Genomic DNA, 19,505 nt, shown 5'->3' with positions numbered 1-19,505 from the left:
ATTTCTTAGTAAACCCTTTCACTACACAAGCAGTGTCGCAAAATTATGTAAATCCTCCTGCACCTGGACATAGGCGTGCAGCAAGTGCTGTGGTCTGACCCCTGAATCGGATTTATCGAACAGGAGGCGTTGAGATCATTTATAGTTGGAATGTTATTATATATAAGAAAGCATCTAAAGGTGTGGCTTCTGGAAGTAAATAAAATAAGTGATATTGACTAATATTGTAGAACTAAAAATTTTCCCAAAATGATAATTATATGTCTAAATTAGAGGCGGTCACAGAAGTAAGTCTGTAGGTCATGTATTTATAAATTTCATGCCCAAAGTTATTTTTATCTCTGGGTAAGGGTGTTTTTGGAAACGTGCAGTAGTAGGTAGTAAAGGTTCTGTTATTAGCATGCCTAATTTAGCATTGCTTAGCTGATAAATATTTCTTGGTGATGTATGTGGATAATTGATTTGTAGGGTAAATGTTTTACTTTTCTTTTATAAATGCATTTAGCATTCAGTGCTAAAATTGCACTATTCTCGTAAATAATATCTGATAAATTGAGGGTGAACAAATTAAGCCATATCCTTATATGATGGAATATATTTGGCTAGGATGTTTTTAATAAATAAGGATCTAAAATGAAAGATGAACTCAGGCAACAACCAACTGCAGCAAACTATCTGGGAGATTATTTACGCGGTGAAGTTCCCATTAATCAGCTAATATCTCAGCATGAATATATATTAAATACTTTAAATTTAGAGGAGGAGTTACAAAAAAACACTACACATATAATGTTATTAACTCTTTCAGAGGCGGATGCAGTACTTAACCAATTGTTAAATCTTGTTGATCCCGTGGCAACCTATGCCGGCAATATAAAAGATCTCTCTGATGGGGCAAGGAATATCAAAAAACTGGTTTCTTATTACAATGATGCAAACAAGATTATTTACAATCTAAGAGGGTTAGGGATTAAGGCTATTGTACAAACTGTCAAAGGTGTTCAATATGTAAAAATTACTGGATACGCAGGCGTTCGTCGTATTTTAAAAGGCACGCGCTATGCAATCAATAATCCTCAAGTGTTAGAGCTAGGTATAGGTAAAGCTGGTGTGAATGCGGGTATTATAGGGGGAGCCCGTTTCTGCGTCTGGTTTTCTTTAGCTTATCGTGCTATAGAGCTAATTTTTAAAAATGACTATGCAGTTGTTGATTTTATTGGGGATATTACAATGGATATTGCCAAAATAATCGTTACAATTTTTGTTTCAAAAATAATAAGTTCAATAGTTGTCAGCGCTACTGCTATTGCATGCTTAACCCTACCATTAACAGCTACTATTTTTCTCATTGTTGTAGTCGGTTTTGCGGTTACATATGCATTGGATTTTCTGGATAAAAAATATCATCTATCTGATAAATTAAAAGAAATTATTAAGCAGGGAATAAAAAGCAGAGGCGAAATTGAAGAGTGGAATTTAAATAACACATCTCCATTCATTAATGCACTTCGTACAGGATATTAAAATGAAAAGTAAATGTAAAAATTTCATTGTTCTCATCGCAACGATTGTGTGTTTACCATTTGTAATGTATTTTTTTATTTTGTCTTGTGGTCGGGAAATATTGACTTTAATAGCAAGAAGTGACGTTATTTATTTTAACTGGAGATCAATGCCAATATTATCCATGATGCCGTTTATATTATATTTTGAAATCACTATTGCTAGTTGTTTATTTACCAGAGACAGGAAGGCACATCCTTTTCTATCAAAATATATGACGCATATATCTGGGTTTAGTTGTATTCTGTTTTTTTTGACTGCACTCCTGCAACCAGCAATAACTATTGGTTTTTCATTCTCTTCATATCATGCATGCCCCGCGGATGGAATATTTTCTGGTGTATATTACGTAAAAGACAAAAGACAGTGTGAAAAATTAACCAGTGCTGTTGCCTGGGAATGAAGTAATAACAAGACCCATAATTTAGGGCTATGGGTCTTGTAAGAATAAATATGGGCTAGTAAACCCTTTCACTCCACAAACTATAAGCACTGGTTCCCGCAGCAATGTGTTCCCATGTTATGGTTTCGTAAGAAAGAGATATCTTCTCCTGGGGTTGTCTGTCGTTATCTGTAATAGTGTTTGGCAGGATTAGATGAATGTCTGTTATTCTTGCTTGAGTAAGTTTTATTTTATAATAAAGTTCATTAATGCCAAAGCGGTTTGTTTGATAAACATCAAAATCGCAAGTCAGTATTTCATTTTCTGAAATTGCCTCCCCCAATAATGGTGAAGATTTATCCACGGGTTTGGTAATAATGACTGGGTGGTGATTGACATTCTGTTCTCTTGATATGGTATGCAACAACTCATAAATCATAATCTGATCCAGATGGGCAATCTGTGCCTTATTACCAATTGAATCCAGAGAACAACAGCCTGCGGACATCAGGCCCTGTTTTACTCCGTTTAACGTCATATAAATTAAATTTGCCATGATGGTTCTCCGTTACTGGTTTTTATTACCAACAGATAGTGAAGATGCATTTTCTTCACCGATATTTTTGAGCAGCAGATAGCGGCTCGATAATGCGGCTATCCGCTCATTAATCTGTTTCTCTAAGGTTTGTGTGCTCTGCTGCTGTTTTTTTGCTTCTTCTAATTGCGTTAATAACACTTCAATTGGCGTTTCCTGATTCAGCAGCGTTTCAGCCTGGTAGGCCACTGTTTTGAGATACGAAAGCGTCAGGCCTTCTTTATTTTTTTCCCGCTCCACGAGCAGTGCCGCAAAATTATGTAAATCCTTCTGCACCTGGATATAGCCACGCAGCGCCGGGCTGTTGTCTGCCCGTTGTGCCAATGTGGTATCCCAGCGGGCGGTGGCTTGCTGTTGCGAGGTGTTTTCCGGCCAGAGTGCCGCGGCGGAGCGGGTCAGGTGTTCGCCGGTTTCCAGCGACTGCAACGGTGAGGTGTTCAGCAACCGGGTGAGGCGGGTGGGATAGTCCTCCAACGTGGGTGCGGTCAGCCATAACGCGGCACCGCCCTGGGCTGTGTCATTCACCTGTGCCAGTTGTTGTTGCAGAGGATGTATCTGCCACCACCAGATGCCCAGCCCGACAAGCGCGGTACAGACTACTCCTGCCATAAAAATCAGAACACCGCGTAAGGAACGAGGGCGTGGTGTATTTTCCGAACCCGGAAAATGGACTTCGACTCTCGGTGCCTGGGGTTCTGGTGCCATACCGATGAGCGGAGAGAGCATCGGGTCAGGCTTGTCTGATGCGGATGGCATATATACCAGCGTCGGCGTGCTGTAGCGGTTTCCGGGCGTGTTCATCATCTGCTGTTCGGTTTCAGTGCGCCGGCGGATGTTCTGCACAAAATAGAGCAGGTTTTCCACGCGCGGGATGCGTTTTAATTCCACCTGCTGGAGTTTGTCGCAGATAAGCTGCAGTGTTCTTTCTGTGCGGTACATCAGCTGCACCTCTCCGTTCATCAGGGAAGCATTCTGGCGCAGCAGGTTGCCAACCCGGGTGTTAAACCACTCCAGCATGTCTGAACGGGCCTGATAGTTCTGTGGCCAGAAGTTTTCCCATTCAGCGGTGATTAATCCGGCGAGCAGTTCACAGCCTTCGCAGAATCCAGCCAGTCCGTTATTACGGGTGCGGGCCAGCGTATAGTAGGTAGCGCTATGCAGGTCGACGCCGTTGCTTTTAAACAACGTCAGGGCGAGAGATTCAACCAGTCGCCAGTTCACTTCCGGTTGTGACGGATGATTAGCTTTGTTCACTTCTTCGCGGATGGCGCTGAACTCTGGCAGGCTGCGCGGATCATCGCCAACCCGGATGATATGTGTGGTGTCATTCATGATGTCAGTCCCTGAATATCCCGGCATTGCTGCCGGGATGAGGTGATTAATACAAGGTGTCCGGGAGGAAGAAGTCGCTGAACAATCCCCCGGTGAACGGATTGTCCTGAGTGTCGACATGAATGCGGTAAATCATGTAGCCACCGTCAACGTTAAAGCGGACATTAAACCCGCCGTCATCCACACTGGTGAGAGTACCCGCATCAATCAGACGGAACTGCGCCCATGGGCCGCTGAAGCTGATGCTGCGCGGTGCGCCGTCGCCGTTGCCGACAAGGGTAAGTTTGCTTTCGGTGCCATCGCGCATGGTATTCGGCCAGACCAGATGCGCGGTGTAGTTGCGCCCATGACTGTAGTCGAGCAATTGACCGTCCATATTCAGTACGCTGCGGCGTTTACCGGATGAGAGTTCGACCGTTTCTGCTGCGTACTGTGTTCCCATTCCGCTCTGCCGGGTAAAGAAGGTGTCGCGAATTTTTTGCGCTGTTTCGAGCTGTTCCTGCACGTCCTGACGGATCAGCACTTGCCCGTCTTCGCCCCAGGCGAGCTTGTTGTCAATAAACAGTTCCAGGTTTTCCTGATAGAAGCTGTCAAGGATCCCGCCAGGTTTAAAGAAGCGGTCGAAGGCGTCGAGGGAGGCGTCCTGCTTAGACTCTGGCTCGAAGGGATAGCGGCCTGCCAGCGTGTCGTTGAAAACTTTGACGACTTTCTCGTTCCACTCCACCTCCATGTAATGCACGGCCTCAACCATGACCACATGCCACGCCTGGTCTGCGAGCTTGCCCACCCAACGGTTGAGCGGGGCGGGTAGCGTTTTAGCCATCTGGCGGGTAGCGAAAATGGGATCGCTGCTGTTCTGGTCGAGACGAAGCTGCACGGCCTTGAGGGCAGATTTACCGGGCGCCGGAGAATTCTGAATAGCCAGCAAATAACGGTGCAGTTCGGTGAGCTGGTGATACACCGTCTGCAACGTGCTGTCTTTATCTTTGCCTTCAGCCAGCACACTGTTCTCCGGGGAAAACTCGCGGCTCAGGCGGGTAAGCAACTGGAAGTCCAGGGCCGACATCATCGCTTCGCGGGTTTTATCTGGCAAATTAGCAGGCGGTGGTGGCGACTGAGTGTTGTCGCGTAGCGTCTGGAGCATGCGGTAGAACGGCTGATCGCCACTAATCACCTGCTCGAGTGCGTCAGTCACTTGCTGCATATCATCATAATCACGCACGTCGAGATTATTCAGTGCGGCCTGCCAGGTGGCAGTGTAGTCGCTGATGTACTGTTCAGTGATATGGCGCTGAATATCTTCGCGGTCAGCCTCGCTGTAGGTGACATTTTTCGTGATGCTGAGCACCCAACTGTCCAGTGCGGTGAGGTCGACAAGGCTGTCGCGCTGCTTAACAAAATAGCTTTGCAGGCCGTAGCGTGTGAGAAACTGCGGCACGGCCAGGTTCTCTTCGCGGTTGGCAACAAACACTTTGTCGAAGCTCGGGCCGACCTGATCGCGTAGATTCAAATCCGCAGGCAATACGCCCAGGGCTTTAGTGCGCAGGCTCTGATAAACCCGCTGGTAGATGGACAGCTTACTGAGTTCTTTTTGCGCTGCGGCAATCGGTTTACCGTAGGGGATAAAACGGTTGATGGCATCGGAATCCCCCGCCCGGCGCTGTGCTTGCCAGTCGGTGTGTTCGAGAGCGTAGTCAAGATGCGCCATCAGTTGCGCCTGGATTGCGCGCTGACCGTGGAAATGTTCGCTCCAGCGCAGGGCCATATACTGCTTAACGACGTTATTGTCGCGCCCGCTTTTATCTTCCAGCATACGAATAACACGCAGCACCGTGAGTTTTTTCTCACTGCCCGCAGGCGCTTCGTTCAGATCCCGAATCAGCCCGTTGAGCAGCGCGGGGAGGTAACGCTGCTCAAGAAGTTGCAGATAAGTTCTCTCGACATACGGGCCGATTTTTCTGCCCTGGTAGAGCGCCATATCAGTGAATGTGCCGTGCTCACGATAGTCGCCATAAGCCAGCGTGGCGTCCCGCATCGGGTTGAGCAGCGGCAGTTGCAGGTCACCTTGTTCATCAATCCCTTGTGGCGGTGGAATATCCATAAAGGATTTGGCCTGGGCCAGCACGGTGATACCAGAGCGGTAGTTGGACTGATAATAGTGGTGCCAACCTGCGATACAGGCGAGAGTTGCGGCAGCCCCGAGAGCCGAAAATATCGCCAGGCGGCGGCGACTTTTGCCCAGCCAGACATCGTTTTCACTGGCCAGATTCGGTTCGGCCAGCAGCGTTTGAGGGAACAACGTACGGGTAAAGTAGGGTTGAGTTTCGCCCACGGGCCAGGAGGTTAACGCGTTTTCCCCCAGGCGATATTGGGTGGCCGCAGACTGAATAAACATATCGTCTACTTGCCCACGTTGTAGGGAGGAGGTCAGATACACGCCACGCAGCATTACTGCCATGTTATCCCCAGCCAGCAGGCCGCTGATTAGCGCATCCAGATGTTCAACAATCCCCTGCATTTGGCGGCTGAAACTGAACAATGTGCTGCGCTGGCTGATTTCCACATGGTTGAGTAACAAATCCGGTAACGCCTGGTTAAAACGCTGCATCCACTCATGCCAGAAAGACTGAAGCTCATCGCGCCAGCGTTCGCTTTCGTGTGCGCCTTCGGTGAACGTGACGCCTAAGGTTGCGTCGCGGGCTTGCTTATCCAGCGGCTGAAAGAGCGGGGCAAATCCGTACAGCAGATCAAGTTTTGTCAGCACGATATAAACGGGAAGCTCACAGTGCAGTTGCTGGCGGATATCCTGAAGGCGCTGGCGCAATACGCTGAGCTGGCGCTCGCGTTGTTGCTTATTATTTGTAATCAATTCAGGCAGGTCGATGGTCAGGATAATACCGTTAAGCGGCTGACGCGGGCGTTTTTGATTCAGCCACTCCAGCCAATGGTTCCACAGGCGGCTGGCGACATTGGCTTCTTCCTGTTCACCCGCAGGCTGGTCGATGAGCGCCCCGTCAATATCAAAAATAACAGCGTGCGCGCCCACGCGCGGCGCGATGTGCCAGGCCGAGTTGTTTTCGCCGCGCGTTTTCTCCGGAACATAAATGGTGTCAGTGGAATACCCTTCACGTAACAGTGCAGTTTTGCCGCTGCCTGTCGTGCCAATGACCATATACCACGGTAGATGGTAGAGGAAATTTCGACGAGCAAGATGGCGTTGCAACCGCAATAGCCAGCGATCGAGATGGCGCTGTTGCTGATGGATCTCCAGGCTAACAGGATCTTTTTCATGTTGCCGTTGCTGCTGCTGAAGGGTTTCCAGAAATTGCAGCCGTTTAACGATGCGAAAGGTCAGCCACCCCAGAGCGATTAATATCCAGACGGCAGTCGCCAGCCAGCGGTTTGCTATAGGTGCCAGAGGATGTTGACCGTCCAGCAACCACGTTGGCCCTTTCCACCAAATCCACACCAGAGATAAGACCCATGCTATGACAACAATCACGATAGCCGAGATTTTTAAGCGGGGCATTGCAGGTCTGAGAGTCGGTTTTAGCGCTTTGAGAAAGCCAGGTTTTGCTACTTTGAACACAATAAAACTCCTGTTTTACATCACTGTTCCGTCGTGATTTTTTCTTCTAATTGCTCAAGCAAGGCGGGTTCCCAATCTGGCAACGTTATCTGGCTTGCTGTCTGTCGCAGCGTTTTGTATTGGCTTTGTGCCAAAGCGGTCATGCCAGCCTGTTCAAGGAGTTGGGCTCCGAAATATTGCCGGTAAAATTGTTGTCGTGGTTCGCGGTTCTGCTGCTGATACTGGTCCAGTAGCTGTAGCGCAGGGGCCAGTCCCTGTTCGTTAAAGTGCATCCAGATATTTTGCGTATCACTATCGCTATTGAGAGATGAGCTGGACGCGTTTTTTGCTGAGCTGACGTCCAGCCAGCGTTGCGTCGTTTCTGACAGATATGGGGTGTGGTCGTTAAACAGTAGGGTTCTCAACGCCGGAATGCGGTTTAAAAACGCGTTAAGTTCATCGCGTATCGCTTCAGCGCTATCGGAATACCCCAGTTGCAGCGCAATTCGTGCTGAAAGGTGATGGCCATCAAACCAGTAGGGCGCCAGTAAAATACTTTTTTCGACCTGTTCCCACAGTTCGCCGTTTGCACTGGCAAACCTGGTCTGATAATCCTCCAGCAAATCGGCTGAAAACGCGGCCAACTGCGTTCTGCCGTCCGTTTCAGCCTGAGGTGCAGTGGTGATAGTGTGCCACACAGCATGGCGCCGAAGTCGGAACCCTATGGTGGATTGCGGATGAAGTTCACACAGTAATTCAGCCACTTTTAGTAACGTCTGCCGCCAGGCTTTATCGTCATGATTTTCCACAGCTATAGTTGGCACGAAAGGCAATGTTGTGGCTTTGTCTGATGCCGCTATGCCTGGAGTTTGTGGGGCACCTGGTGGCAGTTCTGCAATGGGTTCCAGAAAATGGTGCTGATAAAGCGCGAATAATGCATCGACGGCGGCGGCAAGTTGCGCACTGCCATTTTTCAACCAAACCTGTGAAAGATGAGCAAATTCGCCCAGGAGTGCATCGCGTTCGCTCTGGTTTGACTCATTGGTAAAGCTGACGACTGCAGTCTCAAAACGCTTAATAATTTGCTGCGCAAAACGAACTTTATGCGCCTCTTTTTGTGGCCACGCTCGTGTCCAGTAATGTTCGAGGTACTGGGTCAGGAGTTTTGCCGCCAACAACAATTCTTCTGCTTTCCCCGCATGTTGCAAAGTACGCAGCAGGTGCACAATTAGCCGGAAATCTTTGCTTTCGCATGCTAAGAGTTTCAGGGTTCGCTTCTGAATTTCGGCAATATCAAGCTGTGCGTGAGTGAGCGAACCCAGCTTGACCATTTCGCTGTCGATGTACTCCCAGTCACTGTTTGAATCGCTCAGCGCAGAATGCGTTTTCTCTTCCGATAAGGGTTCAAGGACATGGCTGAACCATGCCTCAGGTGTCGAAATATCCATGTTCATTCCTTTAGCGTTAGCCCGCCCAGTGGCAAGCTACCCGCATGGGCTCAAGCGTTTTTTCCAGGGCGTCAATGGCAAACGTCAGTGAATTGCCAGGCGCACCCGTGGGCGAATTGAGGCTGACCGTCAGTGTTTTCGCACCAAAGAGTTGTTTAATTTCGTCTATGCCGGCTAAACCGCGGCTGGACTCCAACAGTGAGTCGTTTTCGCGCAGGAACCAGCGGACATTAAAACGGGTCTTTTCCGTGCTAATCGTCAGATCGGGCTCGTTTTTTAGCGGCTCTGGTAAGGCGATTTGCATCCTGGTGATGTTATCAATGCAGCTAATCATCAGTACCGGACGAGGGGGGACATTCCCCAAGGCGGGGGTTGTGACGATCACCGACGGATGTTCACCTTCTGTTCGCCTGATCAAAAAATTGGTGGAGTGATCGTCACGCTCAGCTTCCTGATTAAAAGCACGTAACCAGGCTTCTCCCTGTTTTTGGGCTTTGATTAACGCACCTGCAAAACCCGGATACTGCGGGGCCAGCACGTGGTCATAGCAATCGAGACGCACCAGTGATGCAGGCTCGGTGCGGCAATTGATTAATGCCTTTAGCGTTGCCGCATCGGGTTGTTTGGCGGCGCAGAGCGCCGTCATCGGTAATAAGGTCAGCACCATGCTGACCAGTATTGATCCCTTCATCACGCGTCCTGCGCCTTAGCGAGTGCAATTTCTGCTTCATCAGAGGAAATCTCTGCTGTGAAACGATGCTCATCAACGCTCAAATGCACATGTTTTATTTCGGCACCGGCAGCCATTTTTTGCAGCAGCAGGAGTGATAACGGGGGTAAAACCTCGCCATCAATGACCGATTCCAGCATGCGCGCGCCATTTTCAGCTCGCGTTACACGGAGCATTATTTCGTCGCTCACTTCTGGCGTAATAACGGTTTCGGCACCAAACCGACTTTTCAGTAACGTCACGAGTCTTGCCAGTTTCGCGGCGATAATGGTGACCAGCGTCTCTTTGGATAGTGGCAGGAAAGGGATGATTTCCATGCGTGCCAGCAGGGCAGGTTTGAAGAAATCGGCCAGCACTGGATACAGTTCTTCGTGCAGGCGCTCCGGGTTTTCCGCCTGCTCGACGATGACTTGATAACCGAGGTTAGACGTGAGGAAAAACACGACGTTTTTACAGTCGATCAGTCGGCCTTCACCATCCGCCATTTCGCCTTTATCGAAAGCCTGGTAAAACAGATTCAGCACATCCGGGTGAGCTTTTTCCACTTCGTCCAGTAGCACGACAGAGTACGGTTTTTGACGAATGGCCTCAGTCAGCACCCCTCCTTCACCGTAACCGACATAGCCTGGCGGTGAGCCGATCAGGCGAGAAACAGTGTGCTTCTCCTGGAATTCAGACATGTTAATGGTGGTGAGATACTGGCGGCCACCAAATAGCAATTCGGCCAGTTGAAGTACCGTTTCTGTTTTCCCCACACCGCTTGGGCCAGCCAATAAAAATGCGCCTAACGGTCGACCAGGGCGGCGCAGATCCGCTCTCGCGGTCAGCAAATGTTTGTGCAAATGGGCGATAGCCAGTTCCTGGCCCTTAATTTTGTCACCCAGCCAGACCGGTAACTCGGTAATCAGCGCCATTTCACTTTGTGATAAACGATTCAGGGGCACGCCTGTCCATTCCGCAATAACCGAGGCTATCTGGCGCTTATCAACGTGCGGAGAAACCAGCATTCTTGTCTGATGCAAGAGTTCCAGCTCATCCATTAGTGCCCGTAATTTTTCACGCTGCTCGGGTATTAGCGCGGTATTGTTTTCATCCTGAGCCAGCATTTCATGGCGTAGGGCGATGATTTTTTGCACCAGCTCACGCTGGTGGTGCCAGCAGGTGTCGAGTTCGTTAAGTTTTACACTGTTTTCTTCATACAACTGATGCAGTTCATGCAGGCGCGCATCATTTTGATGCAGGCCGATGTGTAATTCGCGTTCAAGCTGGCGAATTTCTGCCTGATACTGATGGCTGGCTGTGGTGAGCGCCGAGATTTGACGAGGTGGCGAAGAGAGATTAATGGCCACGCGCGCACAGGCGGTATCAAGAACGTCAATGGCTTTATCGGGAAGCTGGCGGCCAGAAAGATAGCGGTCGCTAAGTGTTGCGGCAGCCTGTAAAGCTCCATCATCAATTAATACGCCGTGCGCTAATTCATACACGGTTGCCAGGCCACGCAGAATAATTGTCGCCTCGGCGGCGGTGGGCTCGGTGACTTTTACCGGCTGGAAGCGTCGGGAAAGTGCGGCGTCTTTTTCAAAATACTTTTTGTATTCGCTCCACGTAGTAGCAGCAATGGTTTTGAGCTCGCCGCGCGCAAGGGCAGGTTTCAGCAGATTAGAAATGTCCAGCCCTCCCTGCTGATTTCCTGCACCTATCAGCGTATGAGCTTCATCAATAAACAAAATCACCGGAGTGGCAGACTGGCGAACTTCCTCCATGATCCCTTTAAAGCGCTTTTCGAATTCGCCTTTAACGGAAGCACCAGCCTGAAGGGCTCCTAAATCGAGCGTGACCAGTTCGGTATTCAGCAGTTTTTCTGGCACCTGACCGGCAACGATGCGCAAGGCCAGGCCTTCGATGAGTGCACTTTTCCCGACGCCTGCTTCACCCACCACAATGGGGTTATTTTTACGACGGCGGCAAAGAATATCGATCATCAGGTCGATTTCATTGTCGCGGCATAGCACGGGGTCAAGTTTTCCGTTGCGGGCATCTTCCGTCACGTTGCTGGAATAGCGGGCGAGTAGGCTTTCTTCTCCATTATGCAAGGTCGGCGCTTTGCTGTTTTCATCCAAGGTGACGGATTCAGCAGAGTCTTTGGTCGCCGAGGCAAAATTCAGACGCAGGAGATCGCGGTTAATCTGCATCAGTAACTGCGCTGCGGCTGGGGACACATAACGTAATGGGGTGTGCAGCAGGGCCAGCAGTAAAATGCCGCCGCGCAATTGCGTCAGTTGCATTTCCGCTGAAGCTAACAGCCAGGCATCTTTGAGCCATTCGACCAACAGCGGTGAGAAGCTCGGATAGCTTTCGACCGTGCGCACTCTGTTTTCATCCACAAGCGTTAATGCATCGCGCAATTGCCCGATATCAATCCCTGATTGTTCGATGATAATGCGTGCATCGCTACGCGGCGTCGCAAGCATCTGCAACAGCACATGTGCCACGGTGATTTCTGTAGCTTGTTGGCTGATACATTCTGCGGCAGCCATCTCAAGCGACTGTTTGGACAAAATATTCAGGCGGTTAACCAGAGTGGGTAAGTCAATCTGGATCATAGAAATATCCTTATTGTTATCTCAGCAAGCTGTTTAGTTGCTGCAAAATGTCCTGGGTTTGCGCATTTAGCCGCAGCACGTAAAACAAGTAAGTCGCCAGTAGAATGGCGAGGCCGCCGGTGAGCAGATGTTTAATCGTCAGACGCTGTGCCAGCCGGTAAAAACCATGCTGATTTTTCTTGTCCTGGTGCAGGAGCGGAAATTCACCGTCTCCACGCAACTTATTCAGGACGTGATGCAGGCGACGGAAGATATGTTCAAACTCGTCGTTGTTCTGGGTAGTGACTTTGTAGCGACCCCGGAAACCAAGTGAGAAGCACAAATACAAAAACTCCAGCAGATCCTGGTAGCGCTTGGGTTCACCCATCAGTCTTTCCAGCAGGATGTAAATCTTTTCCCCGCCCCAGGTTTCATTATGGAAATGCACCAGCAGAGACTGCTTTATCCATTCATTTTTGTTCGACCAGCCCTGACCCAGCGCCGCTTCGTCGATAAATGTGCAAAGCACATAACGAAAGGAAATGATCGTTCCGGGCTCGTAGCCATGGTTCTGAAGCAGTTGTTCGATAGCGCGGATGTCGGTCACGACCTGGCCAAAAAGGTGCTCTGGCAGTCCACGGCTACTCATGGTTTTCAGGCGCAGCACCATACCCAGCAGGGGGGTTGCCGCATCTATCATTACGTTCAGGCTGTTGCCACGCAGGGCCAGTTTGTACTGGCGATGGCTTTCATCGTGGCTCTCATCCACAAAGGTCGTTGAGATCTCGCTCATGCGTTATCCTCTGATTGCCCAAAGCTGGAGATCCAGTTCCGGGAAATTGCCGGATACGTGCAAGGCGATGCCGTTGTGACGGACAATCTCTGCCCATGCAGGGCTATTTTTGTCGAGCGTGAAGTAGACATAGTTGGCGTGATAAGGGATCTGACGCGGGGCGGTGGAGAGCTGGATAAGCTGTACCCCCGGCACTTGAACGCTCACCACGTTGCGGATTTTGTCCACAGAGCTGATTTTGGATTGCTGAATAAACTGACGATGCAGGATTTCGTGTGGTATTTGCGATTTCACCGCCAGTACAAAGGTCGCGGTTTGCAGCAGTGAGTTGTCACTGAGTGTGGCGACATAAATCCCATCCATATAGTTGAATGGCAGATTCATTGCCCGAGGTGCCAGTACTGTACTCAACGCTTTACGCAACGGAAGCATCAACTGGTTGAATGTCTCGGTAAGATTTTCCTGCTGATAAAGCGGTAATTTTCCCACCAGACGGCTGTCTTCAGTAAAGGTCACCAGCTCGCCATACAATGAGATTAAATCCAGATAAAACGTTTCGGGATGGAGTCTGCCCAGCGATGTGCGATGGGTGAATTTTGTCTGGTTGCGGTTAAACATCTGCAACATCATAAATTCGGCAACGTCAGCGATACCTTGCTGAGAAGGGGCCCCAATTCGTTTTGCCAGCTCCTGTGCACGGTTGGCGACGGCGGCGGTGACTTCGCTCAGGTATCGGGCCAGGGTACGGCTTGCGTGAATGGTCATGCTGCTGGGGATAAATTCAGGATCCAGTTCCAGTATACCGTTTGCATGGCGTTCTCTAATCCGGCACAGGGGGATCGTGACCCAGGCGCTAAGATCTTCAGCGCCGCTCATCAGACGGGGGAGCAACTGCCCAAGAGCAAGCGTACTGGCATCCCCTTCGTTGGTGTGTAAATCACGAACATCGCTGTAGTTAATTCTGTAGCGACCTGAACTTTGCCCGGCGCTGTGCATACCTTCGACTTCATTAATAACGTCGCTGATAATAGGCAGGGCCAGGTAAATATCCCGGCTGGCTGAATTTTTAAGATCGTTTACCAGCAAGGGGGCAGGAATGACATCTTGATCGGGAATATTGAAAACAGTGCCATCGGATAAACAGCCGATGGCTTTATTAATACTGATTTTGCCATGCGCGAGCTGGGTTTCATCAATATCCAGATCGGTAAATCCCCAATTAATATTGCTCATCGCCTGCAAGCGATTCTGCAGCACATAATCATTATGACGTTGTAGCTGCTGGAAATGCTGAGGTTTAATAAATAAACCTTCCTGCCAGATAACCTTATTTTTCATGGTTGCCACGATCATTGATCCTCTTTTTTTAATTCGATACTGCTGTCGCGAACGTGTACCAGCAGGCGATAGTGATGTCCGATTTTTTCAACAGACGTTATTGCTTTCCATTCGGTGGTCTGATCGTCAGAAAAATAAGCCACCACGCCGATATAACGGATCGCAGGATCCATTTTTATCAGCGGCAGTGTTTTCATTGTGTCGGGCAGTAGAGTGAAATCCTGGTGATCGATATAATTTTTACCCAAGGCTTCATCGAGTTTGGTACTGGTAATAAGGTCAAAATCCGCATTCCGCAGCTTTGAGTCTTCGCTCATATAAATGAGCTGAATACTAACTGGCGAAGCGTCACCGCTTTCGTTAGGGTTAGTATCCGGCTCAGTTAACAGCGTGATGGCAATCTCCGACGGTTGATCAACGCTATCGCCCACTTTGATGCTCGGATTAGCGATCACCTGGCCCACTTTTTTGACCATTTCGCATCCACTAAGCGTTCCAGCCATCAGGCATACCAGCGCCATTGGGAGGAGTAGTCGCAACGTCATAGTGCATCCAACTCCAGATTCGACTGGCGTAATACGCGGTCATAAACCTGGGCGTAAACTTCGTTGAATAATTTCTCGAAGCCCAGTTGTCGGCTGGAGGCCAGTTCGTCGTAATAGTTGCAGTACATGCGCCACGCCCAGGCCTCATCCATCTCCTGACGCTGTTCATTGCTGCGGCGATACTGGGAAAAGCGCGTCATTAACTGGGCAGGAGAGAATGCCTCAAGCATCATGCGCAATGCCTCAATAATCGCGGTTTCGTTTGCCTGGTTATGCAGTTTCATATTGCGTAGGCTTTCAGATACCGCCGCAGGGGCTGACAAATGTACCGGGCTTTTTTGATCGGCAAATAGCACGCTTAGGGCTGTTTCATAGTTCAGATTCAGGCGTAGCGGATTATCTTCTAATGGGCGTAGATGCTTATCTGACAGGCTATTTTGTTGGTACTGCAGATCCAGTAGGCCCTTTACCGTTGCCTGTAATGTGCGACCGATTTCTTCAAGAAAATCATCAGCATCTTGCGAATTATGTAATGGCAGGGCGCAGCCCAAGCCACGCATCAGCGGCGATACAGCAATATGCGTGTATTTAAATGTGGCTTCGCGCTCGCGGTACGACTTTTCGTCACGGTCACCATGACGCTGCTGGATATCCGGTAAATCCATAAAATGATTGTCGATGCCACCTTTGGCGACTACATCTGAATCAGGCGCTTCAGGTTGAACTCGATGGGTGTATTGCATCAGCGAGGGTTCATCAAAGGCCGAAAATGACGCGTGATGAGTGGTCAGACTCTCTTTTTGTAGGGCTGCCAGAGGATCCTGGGAAAAGCTATTCACCACTGACGGAGCAATGCTCTGAAAGGGTAATGAGTTCTGATAGCTCGGTTGACCTTCTGTAGTCAGCAAGGTTTCTGTTAGCCGGTCGCGGTTCATGACTATGGTTTCAGGGGTGGCATTTTGCAGCTCATAATCCACGGCCTCACCGAGATGAAACTGTGCTTTGATACGCAAAGAGCCGATACTAATTTCGTCTCCCTGGCGCAGGCGAAGAAAACCCGAATTAAGCACCACGGGAGCCTGATTTACCTCTAAATGTCGGGTATGACTTTGTAGGCAAAATGCACCGTCTTGTAGGACAATGGAACAGGATTTTTCTTCTATGCTTTGCTGGTTATCCTGGATAGACCAATAGCATGTATTGCCATGCCCAATGTCCCCGCCTTCCTCCGTAAACAGGCATTTTGCTGCCCGGCCACTTTCCAGTTCATTACCATTCATAATCTGTAATGAGAGTGATGGCTGCTGCTGTTTATCCTCTGCCATACTGCGCTCCGTTTTTTAATACTCTGATTACGTTCTCACGGTGATTGTTACGTGAGGATACTGATTCGGTTTTCCGAGAAAGCTCGTCCATCCCAGAAGTGAATTTTGTTCGTTGCCCAGCGTCATACCGCCAACCTGCTGGGGGGCTATTCCTAACCGCAGATCCCAGGCAAATTGGTCGCGTAAAATAAAAGCAACGAAGAGGGTTAACGGCAGGAAATTTATACCGTTAGGTAAAAAAGAAAGAAAACGATCTCTGGTTAGGTTATTGATGCATAAAAGGAATTTTCCGCTTCGATCAGGAATGCGGCTACCGATTGAGAAATTTTCACCCAGCACCGATTTTTCGATAAATTTGTTGCTGCCACGCATCACCCGTTGGCCTAAACGGTTTTGCTGCTCGGATTCGATATCCACTTTACGAAGTTGCCAGCCATGCAACGTGACGTCCTCAAGGTCAAAGCAGTGGGAAACCAAACTGCATATGACTTCAGAAGAACGGCCTGGATTAGCAAGCGCTCCCGCATAGGCCAGCATTTTGCTGTGATTAATCACCAGTCGGCTGCGAATGCTTTCGCTGCCCAATCCCACAAGGGAATACATTCTCTGGGAAAAGGCATCAGTACCACCGTTACGAAAACAGACGTAATAACGGTATTTGCGCCAAATGTGATAGATAAACTGCGTCCAGCGATGGGTAAACATATCGAGAAAATCGCCCAGTTTTGTTTCACCTTGCGCGGCACCCCAGGCCAGATTATCGAGGTAGTATCCTGGCAGGGGGGACTGGCTGCCATGCAGACCCAGAAAAGTCGTGGTCATCACGAACTGACCGGCTTTATTTTTTACAAGGGTACTTACATCGCTTTTGGGAAAAGCAATGCTGGCATCGGCCTCAAAACGGAGCGCTTCATCAATCGGCTCAGTTTGTAGAGAAATAACCTGATAATTTTCTGTCTGCTTATAAATTGCTTCAACAAGAGCATAAAAATTATAGCGGCAGACATCGTGAAAGGGATTATTCATCGTTAAATCAGCGCGTGCTGACCTATTCTTTCCGGCCATTCATAGCACTCCTGATTATCGATGTTGATCACTTTCAATTCGTGAAAACTATTTACACTGGCATACAGTGAAAAGAAGTGTGAAAGCACTGTTCCCAGTAAATAAAGTTCACCTTCGCAAACAAAAGGCCCCTGTCGAATATAAAGTGTGGTAGCCAATCCCCGGACCGGCACTCCTTTAAACAAGTGGTCTACTGGTCGTGTTTCAAGTTGCTCAATGGCATCCAGTTTTTGTTGTGATAAACGGGCTGATTGGGGATGCTGAATTCCAGGTAGATCGTAGGTTCTTAATACCTGTTTAAGTGCTTCGATATCGAGCAAGGACAGATAATTAAGACTCATATTTGACAGCAATGACCAATGCAGGCTGCCATCCAGAATGGGATACAATGGCAATGAGGGGCGCGTAACATTGCGAAATGCAGTCACCGCAGGTTCAGTACCCATCGCGAGATGAATATCTCCGGTTTTTAGCTGCGCAGGTAATTCCCGATTGGTGCACGTTAAGGAAACCGATACAACCTCTTTGTCATTACCATTATAGTGCCTTTCAGGCAGTGAACCATCGCCATGGACAAATGAAATATAATGCTCAAGCCCATTATAAGTGAGGGCTGTTTTTGCTTTTACCCGGTAATAAAGCGCTTCACGTTGCCGGGCAAACTCCACTTGATGTTCGAAGCTTTCAAAGGAGACATAGTTACGCGTAATTGCTTCTTCGACCCCAACCCGTCGATTTTCATCAAAATTCCAGCCACTATCCACTTGATTGACGCAAAAAATATCGTAACACTCGGAGAGACGATGATTAGCTTCTAACAAATATTCTGTAGAAGTATTGTCGAGTACTATTGTCTCTGCATCCTGTTTAAAGAGGTTAACTGCGGGTGTGCAATATAGCCGGATAGAGTCCTGACGTAGTTTAAGATCGGGTGGTAATGGGCGAGAAAAATGCAGACGAAGCGTAAATTTCTCCGCAAATGTTTGTTCGGGGAGAGAATGAATGCCTTTAATATCGAAAAAGAAAAAACTATCAAGAAAACAAAGATATTCTTGTAATATGCGATAGCCGCTATAAACATTTTTAGGGTAGGGTAGCAAAGCATCCTGCTTTTCAAAACCAACCGGTGCCAACCTAAAATCGGGTAAATTAAAACTTTTTTCACCAACGACGAGCTCGGCTTCGGTCATATATTCACAGAGCCACAAGTAAAGTTGGTAACGGGTATAATTATCGTCATTACCGAGCCATAAACGTAACTTGTCAAACTCTAACGTGCTGAGATCCAGTTTTTTATTGGTATTAAAAGAAACTTCGACGATACCGTGTTTATGGCTGTTGTTAGTTGTGACATTCTCAACACTCAGAGGTAATAACCAGACATCGCGGCTCAGAGTGAAATGGCACGAAGGGATGGGGTCAGCAGAGTCTTTACCCACCATGATTCCGGTGACTTCACCTGACGGGCTCATAACCTGCTCGCCCCTGGCGACTAAAAATGCAGTCGTAACAGCCTTGGTATTGGGGGTATATTCAATTACCGTCATGCTTGGTGTTGGACGCAAGTAATTAGGCCACAGCATATTTAAAAGACTGTGGGTCAGTTCAGGAAATTCATCTTCAATCCTGGATCGTAGATTTCCAGATAAAAAAGCAAACCCCTCTAACAAACGTTCAACGTCCGGATCGGCTTCTTTTTCTGCCAGGAAGGGGGCTAGGTGCGGTTTTTCTTTCGCCAGTAGTTTCCCTGACTGGCGTAAATAATCCAGCTCTTCACGAAAATATCTTTCCTCAAATGACATAATACTTAATTAACCTTGTAGTGATGGTGATTATCAAGTTGCATATTAAATTCCACGACATCTCGTAGGCCATTAAAGTCAATATGTGCCACGATATGAAAATTAAGATCCATAGGGTTATATCCCTCACTACTTACCGCTTCAACGTCTGCGTGTTTCACGCGTGGTTCAAAGTGTTCGATACAGTGCTGAATGGCATTTTCAATTGTTTTACGAAAATCGGCTGACGAGGCCGTTGCGTCATTCAGATCGATAACGCCTAATTGCAAAGTACTCTGAGAGCTACCAGGTCGGGTATTCAGGATATTGCGCAAATTACGTTTAATCGAAACCTGTAAACTTTCGATTTGCGATGAGCGGGAATAACTCGTTGATTCTCCCTCAATGCGCTCAAATAAACTTGCAGATGTACCTCTTTTCCGACCTGGTATTGCCAT

The 19,505-nt window shown here is 48.4% G+C and carries 15 protein-coding genes; 2 read left to right on the top strand and 13 right to left on the bottom strand.

Annotated features, from left to right (window positions below; genetic code table 11):
• The first annotated feature begins 633 nt into the window (after positions 1–633).
• Both AB1E22_RS01235 and AB1E22_RS01230 read left to right on the top strand, forming a co-directional pair.
• Positions 634–1,524 carry a hypothetical protein gene (locus tag AB1E22_RS01235; RefSeq protein ID WP_367593706.1) on the top strand — a complete coding sequence of 297 codons (891 nt, stop codon included), beginning with the start codon at positions 634–636 and terminating at the stop codon, positions 1,522–1,524.
• Position 1,525: 1 nt separating this feature from the next.
• Positions 1,526–1,966, top strand: coding sequence for a DUF1240 domain-containing protein (locus AB1E22_RS01230; RefSeq protein ID WP_367593705.1), 441 nt, complete (start codon positions 1,526–1,528; stop codon positions 1,964–1,966).
• Between the two features lie 55 nt (positions 1,967–2,021).
• Here the strand turns inward: AB1E22_RS01230 and AB1E22_RS01225 are convergent, their stop codons facing one another.
• Genes AB1E22_RS01225 through tssE form a run of 13 tightly spaced genes read right to left on the bottom strand, consistent with a single transcriptional unit; the run spans position 2,022 to position 19,505 of the window.
• Complete coding sequence (locus tag AB1E22_RS01225; protein ID WP_367593704.1) at positions 2,022–2,501, bottom strand: Hcp family type VI secretion system effector; 480 nt, start codon at positions 2,499–2,501, stop codon at positions 2,022–2,024.
• A gap of 12 nt (positions 2,502–2,513) precedes the next feature.
• Entirely contained in the window at positions 2,514–3,872 is a 1,359-nt protein-coding gene (locus tag AB1E22_RS01220) for a VasL domain-containing protein (protein ID WP_367593703.1), read from the bottom strand.
• A gap of 46 nt (positions 3,873–3,918) precedes the next feature.
• Positions 3,919–7,461: a type VI secretion system membrane subunit TssM gene (gene tssM, locus AB1E22_RS01215; protein ID WP_367593702.1), complete on the bottom strand. Its 3,543-nt coding sequence runs from the start codon at positions 7,459–7,461 to the stop codon at positions 3,919–3,921.
• Between the two features lie 20 nt (positions 7,462–7,481).
• Entirely contained in the window at positions 7,482–8,894 is a 1,413-nt protein-coding gene (gene tssA / locus AB1E22_RS01210) for a type VI secretion system protein TssA (RefSeq protein WP_367593701.1), read from the bottom strand.
• Positions 8,895–8,904: 10 nt separating this feature from the next.
• A complete protein-coding gene (gene vasI, locus AB1E22_RS01205) occupies positions 8,905–9,579 on the bottom strand; it encodes a type VI secretion system-associated protein VasI (protein ID WP_367593700.1) in 675 nt (224 codons plus the stop codon).
• A complete protein-coding gene (gene tssH / locus AB1E22_RS01200; protein WP_367593699.1) occupies positions 9,579–12,221 on the bottom strand; it encodes a type VI secretion system ATPase TssH in 2,643 nt (880 codons plus the stop codon). The genes vasI and tssH overlap by 1 nt, the downstream gene beginning before the upstream one ends.
• 16 nt (positions 12,222–12,237) lie before the next feature.
• Positions 12,238–12,993, bottom strand: coding sequence for a type IVB secretion system protein IcmH/DotU (gene icmH / locus AB1E22_RS01195; RefSeq protein ID WP_367593698.1), 756 nt, complete (start codon positions 12,991–12,993; stop codon positions 12,238–12,240).
• Between the two features lie 3 nt (positions 12,994–12,996).
• Complete coding sequence (tssK, locus tag AB1E22_RS01190; protein WP_367597297.1) at positions 12,997–14,340, bottom strand: type VI secretion system baseplate subunit TssK; 1,344 nt, start codon at positions 14,338–14,340, stop codon at positions 12,997–12,999.
• A 2-nt stretch (positions 14,341–14,342) separates the two neighbouring features.
• On the bottom strand, positions 14,343–14,876 hold the full coding sequence (gene tssJ, locus AB1E22_RS01185) for a type VI secretion system lipoprotein TssJ (RefSeq protein ID WP_367593697.1): 534 nt from the start codon (positions 14,874–14,876) through the stop codon (positions 14,343–14,345).
• Entirely contained in the window at positions 14,873–16,201 is a 1,329-nt protein-coding gene (gene tagH / locus AB1E22_RS01180) for a type VI secretion system-associated FHA domain protein TagH (protein ID WP_367593696.1), read from the bottom strand. The genes tssJ and tagH overlap by 4 nt, the downstream gene beginning before the upstream one ends.
• A gap of 27 nt (positions 16,202–16,228) precedes the next feature.
• On the bottom strand, positions 16,229–17,266 hold the full coding sequence (gene tssG, locus AB1E22_RS01175) for a type VI secretion system baseplate subunit TssG (RefSeq protein ID WP_367593695.1): 1,038 nt from the start codon (positions 17,264–17,266) through the stop codon (positions 16,229–16,231).
• Entirely contained in the window at positions 17,230–19,068 is a 1,839-nt protein-coding gene (tssF, locus tag AB1E22_RS01170; protein ID WP_367593694.1) for a type VI secretion system baseplate subunit TssF, read from the bottom strand. Before tssF ends, tssG begins: the two co-directional genes overlap by 37 nt.
• 5 nt (positions 19,069–19,073) lie before the next feature.
• Complete coding sequence (tssE, locus tag AB1E22_RS01165; protein WP_367593693.1) at positions 19,074–19,505, bottom strand: type VI secretion system baseplate subunit TssE; 432 nt, start codon at positions 19,503–19,505, stop codon at positions 19,074–19,076.

Origin of the sequence: Buttiauxella gaviniae (assembly GCF_040786275.1) — a bacterium.
Taxonomy (GTDB): domain Bacteria; phylum Pseudomonadota; class Gammaproteobacteria; order Enterobacterales; family Enterobacteriaceae; genus Buttiauxella; species Buttiauxella gaviniae_A.
This window is presented reverse-complemented; position numbering and strand designations above follow the sequence as displayed.